Source organism: Mesorhizobium subarcticum (assembly GCF_055456085.1).
The window spans coordinates 122,519-133,874 of sequence record NZ_JBVBEG010000002.1 but is presented as its reverse complement, the minus strand read 5'-3'; the positions used below and the strand labels follow the sequence as shown (position 1 = coordinate 133,874).

Sequence of the window (11,356 nt, the reverse complement as noted above, 5' to 3'; positions counted from 1 at the left end):
GGTCATGTTTGGGCCAACACCTCAACGAGCGCCTCGACCATGGCCGAGATGGCAGCTTCGTCGACGTTGAGCGTCAGCGAAATGCGCAGGCGCGATGTGCCCTCTGGCACGGTCGGCGGGCGGATGCCGCGGATGTCGAAGCCGCCGGCCCGCAGTGCCGCCGCCACCACCATGGTGCGCCCGACATCGCCGATGGCAAAGGGCTGTATCTGCGAGCCGCTCGGCTTCACGCCGCAGCGCTCGGCCAATTGACGGCCGGCGAAGGCAACGCGATCCTGCAGCTGAACGCGGCGCATGGGCTCGTCGGACAGCATGGCGAGCGCTTCGCGCACTGCCACCGCCAACAGCGGCGATGGCGCGGTGGCGTAGATGAATGGCCGGCAACGGTTGACGAGATAGTCGCATAGCAGTCCCGGCCCGGTGACGAGCGCGCCGGACGCGCCGAGCGCCTTGCCGCATGTGTGGAGCGCGACGATGTTGTCGCGGCCCTCAAACTCGGCAGCTAGGCCGCGGCCGTTCGGTCCCCAGACACCGGTGGCATGCGCTTCGTCGACGACAATGAATGCCTCATGCCGATCGGCAAGCGCGACGAGGCTCTCCATCGGCGCGCGGTCGCCATCCATGCTGTAGAGGCTTTCGACCGCGATCCAGACACATCCCATGCCGCCTTCTGCGCGCCAGCGCTTGATCGCATCCTCGACAGCATCGACGTCATCATGCGCGGCGAGTTTGAACTCGGCGCGTCCTGCCCGCGCGCCCTCATGCATGCTGGCATGGGCGAGTTCGTCGAGGACCAGCAGGTCGCCCTTCTGCGGCAGCGCGGTCAGGAGAGCGAAGTTGGCGATGTAACCGCTGCCGAAGAACAGCGCGCGTTCGGTGCCGAAGAACGCCGCGGCGTCTGCCTCCAGTTGCTCATGCTCCGGCGCGTTGCCGCGCAACAGCCGCGACCCGGTTGCGCCAACCGGCGTACCCCGCTCAATGGCAGCCGCAACCGCCTCGCCAAGTCTCCTGGAGGCGGCCAGCCCGAGATAGTCGTTCGACGAGAAGTCGAGCCCGGCGCGTGGCGCAAGTGTGCGCAACCGGTCCCTGCGCGCCAGTCCCTGCAAGGTTGCCTCGTAGCGGGCAAGCGGTGCTCCGTTCATTGCGCCTCGACTACCATCGGCTCGATGCCAAGGCGCCGGAAGAGCAAAAGATCCTTGTCCTCGCCGGGATTTTCTGCCGTCAGCAGCGTGTCCCCAACGAATATGGAATTGGCGCCGGCGAAAAAGCACAGCGCCTGCATTTCGTCGCTCATCGCCGTCCTGCCGGCGGACAGCCTTATAAAGGACTTGGGCATCATGACGCGAGCGAGCGCAATTGTACGCACGAAGTCGATCGGGTCGAGGGGGCCGGCCTCGGCAAGCGGCGTGCCCTTGATGGGGATCAGAAGGTTGATCGGCACACTTTCGGGCGGCTCAGGCAGGTTGGCCAGCGTGACCAACATGTCGATGCGGTCGGCCTTTTCCTCGCCCATCCCGAAAATGCCACCGCAGCAGAACTTCATGCCAGCCTCGCGCACGTGGCCAAGCGTTTGCAGCCGGTCGGCAAAGGTGTGGGTCGAGACAACCTCTGGGTAGTAGCGCTCGGAGGTGTCGATGTTGTGGTTATAGTAGTCGAGGCCGGCCGCCTTCAAGCGTTGCGCCTGGCCAAGGTCGAGCATGCCGAGCGTCATGCAGGTCTCCATGCCGAGTGCCTTTATGCGCTCGACCATGGCGATGAGGGCGTTCATGTCACGCTCCTTCGGGTGGCGCCAGGCCGCGCCCATGCAATAGCGGGTGGCGCCGGCGTCACGCGCCTTGGTCGCCTCAGTGATAACCCGCTCGACCTCCATCAGCTTCGTGGCCATCAAGCCGGTCTCGTGATGTGCAGACTGGCTGCAATAACCGCAATCCTCCGGGCATCCGCCGGTCTTGATGCTGAGCAGCCGCGACAGCTGCACCCGGTTGCGATCGAAGTTCTGGCGGTGAACCGTCTGAGCCAGGAAGAGCAGGTCATTGAACGGCATGCCGTGGATCGCCTCCGCCTCCTTGCTGCTCCATCGGGGTAGCGCTACGTCGATCGTGTCCACAACCTGGTTCACATCGGTTTCCGCGTTCATTTCAATCGTCATCTTCAAAAGCCTTTGTTGCTGGTCGGCGAGCGCGTGCAGGGGTCAATCGACCGGCGGGGCTCGCAGCGCTAAGACCGTCGTCAGCGCAATGCGCCTCGAATCTCACGTCGTTGAACGGTAACAGGCTCGCTTCGAGCACCTTTTCGCTGCGTGCAGATCCGAGGGGTACTGCTCTTCATTTCGTCTCCATCAGTTCAAGCGGGTGCCGATGTTTCCCAGGGCTGGCATGTCCAGGCCGATATCGAGGATCGGCGCGCTGTGGGTCAGCCAGCCCATGGAAATGAGATCGACACCGGTGGCTGCGATTGCGGGAGCCGTTTTCGGTGTCACCCGACCTGAGGCCTCGGTGATTGTGCGGCCGCCGACCGTTGCCACGGCGCGGGCAAGGTCCTCGACTGACATATTGTCCAGCAGCACCGCGTCGACGCCAACTGTAAGCGCGATATCCAGCTGTTCCAGCGTGTCGACCTCAACCTCGATCTTCACCATGTGGCCTGCGGCGGCGCGCGCCCGCTCTATAGCTGTGCGGATGTCACCGGCGATCGCTATGTGGTTGTCCTTGATAAGCACGCCGTCGTCGAGCCCGAAGCGGTGATTGGCGCCGCCGCCGACGCGCACGGCGTATTTCTCCAGCGCGCGCAGGCCGGGAGTCGTCTTTCGAGTGCATACGATCCTCGCCTTGTGGCCACGCACGGACTCCACCATCGCCGCTGTAGCTGTGGCAATGCCGCTCAGGCGACACAGGAAATTGAGCGCTGTGCGCTCGGCTGCGAGCAGGCCGCGCGCCGGTCCACACAGCTTCGCGATGGTTTCTCCCGCCCCGACATCACTGCCGTCAGGACGCCAAATGTGCATGTCGATCGCGGGCTCCACCAGCAGGAAGGCGTACGCGACCAGATCGAGCCCGGCAACGATGCCCGCCTGTCGCGATTTGAGCACCAAGGTGGCAATGCAATCGTGGGGGATCACTGCATCGCTGGTCAGGTCGCCGCATCTGCCAAGGTCTTCGAGAAGGGCACCGCGCACGATCGGTTCGATCAGCGTCGAGGGGAGGGGTGAGAATGAAACCATATCACGTGCTCCGTATCGGCGCCCGGCAACTGAGTGCGGCGGCGGCCTGCATTGCGCTGTTCAGCGTCAGCCGTGACGTACACGCGTCTGCATCACGCCGGGGGAAATCGGATCGACAGTGCGCGCCGCGACTCTCTTCTCGCCGTAGGGCTGCAACGGCCAGCATCAGTGAGACCAAAGCCGGGCCGGACTTGGGGCCGTCGTGACCTGCCATCGGCAGCAGGGTCGCCACCGCTTCGCGCATCGTCTGGCCATCGCGGATGATGCCGAGTGCGGCGGAGACGGCCGCCCTGATGCCTGAAGCGTCTGGCCGTGGGGGCACCAACGTGGAACATACACGCCGTCGCCCGGTATACGATGCGCCGGCAACGCTTTCAGCAACCCAGCTCGCGGTGACCGCCGCTTCGGTGAGCGAGTTGCTTGCGAGACGATTGGCGCCGTGCAGGCCAGTACAAGCAACCTCGCCGCACGCCCACAATCCCTCGACGGAGCTGCGGCCGGCGGCGTCTACGGCGACGCCGCCCATGTGATAATGTGCCGCTGGGCGCACCGGAATCGGGTCGGTCGCAGGATCTACGCCTGCCTCGCGGCACAAACCGGCAATGCCTGGGAAGCGCTTTTCAAAACTAGGGCCGAGACATCGCCGCGCGTCCAGGAACACGCGGCCCCCGGCAGCAAGCTGATGCCAAACGGCGCGCGCCACCACGTCGCGAGGCGCAAGCTCGCCGCCAGGCGTTTCAGCGAGGAAGCGCTCTCCTCGCTCGTCAATGAGCATCGCGCCTTCGCCGCGCACTGCTTCGCTCACCAGCGGCATCGGCCGACGCGGGGTGTCGAGGGCGGTCGGATGGAACTGCACGAATTCCAGGTCGGCGAGCTCTGCCCCGGCCCAGGCAGCGAGTGCCAGCCCGTGTCCCCATGAGCCAGGCGGGTTTGTCGTGTCGCAAAACAGGCCGCCGATGCCGCCGGTTGCCAGCACCGCGCGGCGCGTGGGCAAAGCGACCGCACCCGCGTACCCGACCGCGATCACGGCGATGACCGACCCGTCTTCCACGATCAGCCGGCGGACCTCCACGTTTTCGAGAATAGTGATCGAGGCTGTCCGGCGCGCTGCGGCGATGAGTGCGCGGACCAGCTCCCGACCCGTGGCGTCGCCGCCGGCATGCACGATCCGCCGTTGCGAATGTGCTGCCTCAAGCCCGAGCCGCAAAGCGCCTTCAGGGTAGCGGTCGAAGGCGACGCCGAAGCGGTCAAGGGTCTTGATGGCATTGGTTGCAGCCCGGACCACTCGCCGCACCGTCGCCTCGTCGCAGAGGCCGTCGCCGGCTGCAATTGTGTCGCAAAGATGAAGTTCGGGGTCGTCGTCGCCGCCGAGACTTGCCGCAAGACCACCCTGAGCGAGCTCGCTGCAGACTCCGGTTCCAAGCGGCGCATTGGACAGAAGCACGACCGGTTCCGGCGCTAGATGAAGCGCCGTCATCAGGCCGGCAATGCCGGCGCCGATGACGACCGGCGCTCCGGCGATGTCGAGGACATCAAGGTTCATATTGAAAGCATGCGCTCGACCGCGCGGCGGGCGGGGTCGGCTATCCCGGGATCGATCCGGATCTCGTACCGGTTCTCCTCGAGCGCGGCGCGAATGTTGGCGAGCGTGATGCGCTTCATGTGTGGGCAAAGATTGCAGGGGCGAACGAACTCGACGTCGGGATGCGCGACCGCGACGTTGTCGCTCATCGAACATTCCGTCATCAACACGACCCGTGCCGGTTTCTCCCGCTCGACATAATCCGACATGGCGGCCGTCGACCCCGAGAAATCCGCCTCTCTGACAACGTCGGGCGGACATTCGGGATGGGCGAGTACGACCACGCCCGCGTGTGCAGCGCGCAGCTCGCGGATATCGGCCGGGGTGAAGCGCTCATGCACCTCGCAATGACCCTTCCAGGCGATGATCTCGACCTTCGTCTGGGCGGCGATGTTCTTCGCAAGAAATTCATCGGGCAGCATGATCACACGCGGCACGCCGAGCGATTCCACTACCGCCTTGGCGTTGCCCGAGGTGCAGCAGATGTCGGATTGGGCCTTCACGGCGGCGGACGTATTGACATAGGTGACAACCGGGACCTCCGGATAGCGCTGCCGCATCAGCTGCACATCTTGTGCCGTGATCGAATCCGCCAGTGAGCAACCGGCGCCCATGTCCGGGATGAGCACGGTCGTGTTCGGATTTAGCAGCTTTGCGGTCTCGGCCATGAAATGCACGCCGGCAACCACGATGATGTCGGCATCCACCGCCATTGCTTTACGGGCCAGTGCGAGGCTGTCGCCGACGACGTCTGCGACGCAATGGAAGATCTCAGGCGTCTGATAATTGTGCGCCAGGATGATGGCGTTTCGCTCCCGCTTCAGCGCGAGGATGGCATCAATGTCGTTTGCAAAGGCCGACCATTCGACTGGCGGGACCACGCGCCGGACGCGCTCGTACAAGGACGCGGCAGTAGGTAACGCCCCAGTCATCAGCGCCTCCGATTATATTCGATCTGATAATAAGGGGATATGTCTACCTTGATTATAAGGTTGTCAAGCCCGCGTCAGCGGCAATTTCGTGCCCGCGACCGCCCTTTCATCCAGGACCCCACGGCGGAAACGATAGAGCTTTGCTGGTCGCCCCCCCGTATCAACGGAAGTCTCGCCAGTTTCCTCGACCAGCTCCTGCTGCTCAACAAGCCTGCGGAAGTTCGGCTTGTTGATGAGCCTGCCAGCTAAGGCTTCCACCGTTCGCTGCAGCTGCAGCAGTGTGAAAGTCGGCTGCATAAGCTCGAAGACGACCGGCCGGTATTTGATTTTGGAGCGCAGCCGCGCAATGCCGGTCGCCATGATGCGGCGATGATCGGCGACCATGGACTCGCTGGGCACCAGGGGAAGCGGGGTCGTGTCCGTTCCGCTTCCGGCCTCCTGAACCAAGCTTGCTTCGTAAAGCAACTCATAGCGTTGAAGCGCGAGTTCCTCGTTCCAATGGCGATCATCGAAGCCGAACGCTATCGCCGACCGCTGACGGCGTTCGCGTCGCGTGGCTGCGTCGCTTGCGCCATCCGCCCACTCGATCAAGCGCGGTCGCACAAAATCCAGCATCACCGGCGGCGTGCCGGAGCGGTGATCCTCCCATGGAAAATATTCGTACCAACTTCGCCAGCCGCACTCGGTCGAGCTCTGTTCCTTGCGGGTCAGTGCGAGATAGCTGATGGAGATGGCGCGCTCGCGCTCGGCGCCGATGCGGTCCCGATCCGCGAACGTGTAGAGTTGCTCGGTGTACCCAAGCGGATGGCCGGTCTGCTGCTCGACCCACCCCCTCAGGCCGGATTGCAGCGATCGGTGCTCGAGCGCAAACGGTCCGGAGGGAAGGGTGTTCATCCGGCCGATTGTTAGGACACAGGGTTCACCGTCATTGACGGCGACGACAACGGCGATCAAATCGACTTTGACTTGGCCGGCCTTGATGGCGGCTCTGTCTTTCCTGGTTCCTGTTTTCTTGTGGTCCATGTCCGCGAAGTGGTTGGCCCAGAGCTCGGGCGCCTTAATCGATTTAGTGTAAGCGTGGAGGTCTGCGCGTCAACACCGCAAGCCCGCTTTTTTTAGCTCTTCGCATTTGCACAAAAATATGCCAAACGCGACACCCGCAGCGGGTAACGCCAGGGAAGGAGGCGCGGGTTGAGCGCAGCTGGCTGTCGATGGTGTGGCGACGGTCGTGGCCAAGCTCTTTCCGCAGACCGGCGCTGACTTCGCGTTTTTTGGCGAGAAGGATTTCCAGCAGCTTCAGACTGTCAGACGCATGGTGAGGGACCTTGATATTGCGCAACGTCCGGCTCTCGCCAGCGGAACGCGTCATCGCCGCAAAGCTGGCATCGGTCCTCTTCGATACGGCCGAGCGGCTTGAGCGCGGCTCTCCCGTCAGCCAACGCTTGATGGAGCGCGTGCAACAATTCTGGCCGCCGGCTATCGCGAGGTCGAATACCTGGAACTTCGCGCGGAAACAGATCTGCGAGCTTTGGCAAGCCTTGACCGACCGGCACGGCTGCTTGTCGCGGCTTGGCTGGGCGACACACGGCTCATCGACAATGTGTCAACGTCACCGCCTGGCAATTCGCGGCGTTGTCTTCAAGCAGAGGCAGGAAAGTAATGGGAGCGATGATGGGGACGAGATCCTGCGCGTCGCTTCGATTCGCGATCGTTTAGCCCGAGCCCCGCGCCTGGCATCGAGGAACATCCGCGGAGTTTACGCAAAACCAGATGCATCGGCTATTTGAAAAATTCATCGAGCAACTTCGGCAAGCGTCGATGCTGCGGATCTCCACGAGGCAATGGCCTCGGCCGCCGCCGGCTTGGAATTTCCGCTCTTCGCTTACTTCACTTACCCGCCAGCCTCCAGCGACACGCCGTTAGTGATCTCGAGTTATCCTTCTTCCTGGACCTCCAATTATCTGCAACCGCGCTACCACAGCGGCGATCCGGTGATCCTGCGCGGGCTGCGAGGCTGGGATACTTTCGACTGGGGGCTGGATCGAGATCATCGGTATTTGCCAGCCTCGCAGCAAGAAGTTTTGGAAAACGCAGTTCAGTTTGGCATTCGGTGCGGCTTGACCATGTCCATGCATGATCATCGCGGCCGCTTTGCTGGCTGACCTTCGCTTCCGATGAGGCGCGTCCGCCTGTCTTGCGGTCGCTGGGATGCTACGAAAAAGCATTGCAGTTGGTAGCGATCAACTTCCACATTCATGTCCGGCGCAGGCTCGCCGGCAATTGCGTGGTGGATGGCGCAAAGACGCGGGAGTTCGAAGCTCTGAAATGGGCGGCGCGGCGTGGGATATCAGCCAGATCCTCGGCCTCTCGAAACGCACCGTGACCTTCCATCTGGAAAACGCCAAGGCAAAGCTTGGCGTGCGAACCATCAAGGCTGTAGCAAGGATGGCCGCTTCCGGTCACGCCAGAACCTGATCGTCTCGTTCGCCTCTATCTGAAGCGAGCATCGTCCGCCCCAGTCTCCCTAATTCCGGCAGTGAAGGCGCCCGGGGGGGCATGCATCCATCAATTGGATGGGGCCTCATAAACAAAATCGATTTGCTCAATAGCGCGAGGAGACGTTAGTCCGCCGCCGACTGAGTTTTGGTGCCGATTTTTGGAACGGACTACGCAGCATCGCAATGGATCCTCATGCTTCGAAATCACGTCAGGACACCTGGCACAGGATGTTTCTTGGTTCGGCGGGTCAATAGCAGAGAACGCCTTAACCCGAATGCCTTCCCCGAAAATGTCATTATCCCAGCGAAGGAGGCTGGCGTCGATGACATGGTCATACACGTCCGGAGAGCTTTGCGGGCGACCGGAAGGGGAGTGGCCGCCAAGGGCTGCGGGTACCGACGCCAGCCCAAACTGTGTGCTGCCGACACTCGCCGTGGCCTGTGAACAGAGGACTAATTTAATGACATACAGGCGTGATATCGATGGCCTTCGGGCCCTTGCGGTGTTGCCGGTCGTACTGTTCCATTTCGGAATCTCGGCAATTCCCGGCGGTTTTACCGGTGTGGACATCTTCTTCGTCATATCTGGCTACCTGATCACCGGAAGCCTTCTGGACGACCTTGAACGCGGCGAGTTTTCGATCGTCAGCTTCTACTGGCGCCGTGCCCGACGCATTCTGCCGGCTCTGATCTTTGTCACGCTCCTCACCTGCATCGCGGCATTGTTCATTCTTCTGCCGTCAGATCTGCATGAATTCAGTCTCAGCGTCATAGCGGCATCGACTTTCTGGTCAAACATCTATTTTTGGAAGACGTCAAATTACTTCGCCATCGATGCCGAGCTCCGACCGCTGTTGCACACGTGGTCGCTTTCGGTCGAGGAGCAGTACTATATCTTTGCCCCAATCCTGATGTTCCTGATCTATCGCTATTTTGCGAAGCGCTGGCTGACAGCACTCCTACCGATCATTGTCGGCAGCTTCGTGCTCGCGGTCATGGCGACATGGCTGGCGCCAAGCGCTGGATTCTACCTGCTGCCGACACGAGTCTGGGAACTCATGCTGGGCGCCGTGCTCATGCTGAAACGGCCCCCGCCGTTGAACAATCGATTTCTTATGGAAATGGTGGGGCTAGCCGGATTTGGCCTTCTCGCCATCGGGTTCTTCGCGATTTCGGAGAGCGATCCGTTCCCGGGCTACAACGCGCTGTATCCGTGCATCGGAACGGCCCTCCTTATCTATGTCGGCCAAAATAGCCCCTCGACGATTGCTAGCCGCATACTCGAAGTCCGGCTACTGGTCTTGATCGGCCTCATCTCCTATTCGCTGTATCTTGTTCACTGGCCGATCAATGCGTTCGCGCACTATCTTTCGTTACAAAATCTCGACCCGTCGATAATCATTGCGATGACGGTTGCAAGCTTCGCATTGGCTGCATTCTCCTGGAAGTATATCGAGCAGCCGTTTCGGCAGAAAAGGTCCTTCACCGCCCCGTTGCCGATCTTCGCCTTTTCAGCGGGTGCGATCGCTCTTGTTTGCGTTGGCGGGGCGGCCGGCGCGCTCGGCAACGGCTTTCCGCAACGGTTCCCGGAGTATGCCCAGCAGCGGATTCCTGCCGGGGACTGGCTCGAGGGGACCTGTTTCAACGAGGGCTCGAGCCGGATCGAAAGCTGGAACATCGAGGACTGCACACGCACTCGCGGCTTCGCTACGACCGTTTTGTTGTGGGGCGACTCCTTCGCCGCCCACTATGTTTCAGGGCTGGAGGCCAACAAAAGGAAAATTCAAGCCAACGTCGTGGAATATACTTACGCAGGCTGTCCACCGATTCTCTCTTACTTCTCGTATGCACGCCCGGATTGCATACGGTTCAATCAGAAGGCCCTGGAGATCATCCGGGACGCAGGCATCAAGACGGTTGTCCTCAGCGGGCGGTGGACCGACTACGAGGCGAGAAGTTTCGACGGTCTCCAGCAAACGATCGATACGCTTCGTGGCCGGGGTGTGCGCGTGTTCGTCATCGGCCAGTCTCCGCAATTCATAACCGACGTTCGGAAAATCGCATTCTTCGCAAAGCGCAGAAATTCGGATGATACATACTGGCCAATGGCCATGGATCCCGACATCAACAATCGTGTGCGCTCATTTACCAAAGGCGCCACTTTCATCGATCCGCTGAAATTCCTCTGTAGCGCAGGACGCTGCCCCTACGCCGACGCAGGCGAGTTTCTCTATTTCGACTACGGTCATTTTTCTTCCGTCGGCGCCATTCTGGCAATTTCGAAATACTGGCCGGTTCTAGCCACAGACAATGCCCTTGCTGTGACGAAATAAGCCCGCGGGCGGTTGGCAAAGCACGAGTGCGAGGCGCATTCGCGCGCGTAGCAAAGCTCACACATGTGTTGGGGCAAGTTTGGAGACACTGTCGTCTATTAGTTTAGGCTTCGTGGACAAAGCTTGACGCTAGACTCGGTCGCTGATTCAAGGCTGTCTTTTGGAGGCAGCGTTGGGCGCGCGGATTGGGGTATCGGACGAGGAATGGGCACGGATCGGGCCGCTGCTGCCAGCAGAGTGGGGTCGAGGGTGCCGTCCGGCGCAGGATAATCGGCGCTATTTCGAAGGCAGGATGTGGATGGCCCGAACCGGGGCGCAATGGCGTCATCTGCCTGATGAATATGGCAAGTGGAACAGCGTCTTCCGCCGATACCGGCGATGGGTCGCGACGGGGGTGTTCAAGCAAGAACCATTCCTCGATGGAGGGCTTCAGAATACGCCCGAACCTGACCGAGACGTGCCTCATCGACATGTATCTCTCGAACGTAAGCTGCCGGACAGCTGCTTGTGGTAGACAGCCATAATCGAGCACTGGATGTGCAGAGATCGTCGCGAACCGCGGGGGCAAGTGCTGCCGCACGCGGGGTCACAAAACGTTCGCGGCCGCTCGTCGTAAACAGTTCATCGCCGAAAAAATCGCGCAGCGGGGGCGACGGCCGCACTCATGGCCGGCTGACTGAGGTTGATGGGGCGGGCCGCCGCCGAGAGGCTGCGCTCCACCAGCAGCGCGTCGAGCACAACGAGGAGATTTAGGTCAATCCCTTTGAAACGCATGTCTTTAGCTATCCATA

The 11,356-nt window shown here is 61.5% G+C and carries 10 protein-coding genes and 2 pseudogenes; 5 read left to right on the top strand and 7 right to left on the bottom strand.

What is annotated here, in order from left to right:
* Positions 1 to 2: 2 nt before the first annotated feature.
* From ACZYHG_RS32505 to ACZYHG_RS32480, 6 genes are all read right to left on the bottom strand, one after another.
* On the bottom strand, positions 3 to 1,142 hold the full coding sequence (locus ACZYHG_RS32505) for an 8-amino-7-oxononanoate synthase (RefSeq protein ID WP_464615179.1): 1,140 nt from the start codon (positions 1,140 to 1,142) through the stop codon (positions 3 to 5).
* A complete protein-coding gene (gene bioB, locus ACZYHG_RS32500) occupies positions 1,139 to 2,149 on the bottom strand; it encodes a biotin synthase BioB (protein WP_464615178.1) in 1,011 nt (336 codons plus the stop codon). Before bioB ends, ACZYHG_RS32505 begins: the two co-directional genes overlap by 4 nt.
* A 189-nt stretch (positions 2,150 to 2,338) precedes the next feature.
* The gene (gene nadC / locus ACZYHG_RS32495; protein WP_183465605.1) at positions 2,339 to 3,220 is read right to left on the bottom strand and encodes a carboxylating nicotinate-nucleotide diphosphorylase; all 882 of its coding nucleotides are present in this window, start codon (positions 3,218 to 3,220) and stop codon (positions 2,339 to 2,341) included.
* A 1-nt stretch (position 3,221) separates the two neighbouring features.
* Positions 3,222 to 4,763: an L-aspartate oxidase gene (locus tag ACZYHG_RS32490; RefSeq protein ID WP_464615177.1), complete on the bottom strand. Its 1,542-nt coding sequence runs from the start codon at positions 4,761 to 4,763 to the stop codon at positions 3,222 to 3,224.
* The gene (nadA, locus tag ACZYHG_RS32485; RefSeq protein ID WP_183455238.1) at positions 4,760 to 5,734 is read right to left on the bottom strand and encodes a quinolinate synthase NadA; all 975 of its coding nucleotides are present in this window, start codon (positions 5,732 to 5,734) and stop codon (positions 4,760 to 4,762) included. Before nadA ends, ACZYHG_RS32490 begins: the two co-directional genes overlap by 4 nt.
* 63 nt (positions 5,735 to 5,797) lie before the next feature.
* Positions 5,798 to 6,757, bottom strand: a complete 960-nt coding sequence (locus tag ACZYHG_RS32480; RefSeq protein WP_464615176.1) for an NUDIX hydrolase — start codon at positions 6,755 to 6,757, stop codon at positions 5,798 to 5,800.
* Between the two features lie 187 nt (positions 6,758 to 6,944).
* Between ACZYHG_RS32480 and ACZYHG_RS32475 the strand changes: the two are divergent.
* The 5 genes and pseudogenes from ACZYHG_RS32475 to ACZYHG_RS32455 all read left to right on the top strand — a co-directional run.
* Positions 6,945 to 7,394: pseudogene (locus ACZYHG_RS32475) on the top strand (pantoate--beta-alanine ligase); the annotation flags it as partial.
* Positions 7,395 to 7,575: 181 nt separating this feature from the next.
* Positions 7,576 to 7,896, top strand: coding sequence for an autoinducer binding domain-containing protein (locus tag ACZYHG_RS32470; RefSeq protein WP_464615175.1), 321 nt, complete (start codon positions 7,576 to 7,578; stop codon positions 7,894 to 7,896).
* Between the two features lie 163 nt (positions 7,897 to 8,059).
* Complete coding sequence (locus ACZYHG_RS32465) at positions 8,060 to 8,209, top strand: LuxR C-terminal-related transcriptional regulator (RefSeq protein WP_464615174.1); 150 nt, start codon at positions 8,060 to 8,062, stop codon at positions 8,207 to 8,209.
* A gap of 484 nt (positions 8,210 to 8,693) precedes the next feature.
* On the top strand, positions 8,694 to 10,565 hold the full coding sequence (locus tag ACZYHG_RS32460) for an acyltransferase family protein (RefSeq protein WP_464615173.1): 1,872 nt from the start codon (positions 8,694 to 8,696) through the stop codon (positions 10,563 to 10,565).
* Positions 10,566 to 10,725: 160 nt separating this feature from the next.
* Positions 10,726 to 11,079 (top strand): transposase, encoded by a 354-nt coding sequence (locus ACZYHG_RS32455; protein WP_464615172.1) that lies wholly within the window; start codon positions 10,726 to 10,728, stop codon positions 11,077 to 11,079.
* Between the two features lie 14 nt (positions 11,080 to 11,093).
* On the opposite strand, the pseudogene ACZYHG_RS32450 reads toward ACZYHG_RS32455, so the two are convergent.
* A pseudogene (locus ACZYHG_RS32450) lies at positions 11,094 to 11,339 on the bottom strand (helix-turn-helix domain-containing protein); the annotation flags it as partial.
* Between the last annotated feature and the right edge of the window lie 17 nt (positions 11,340 to 11,356).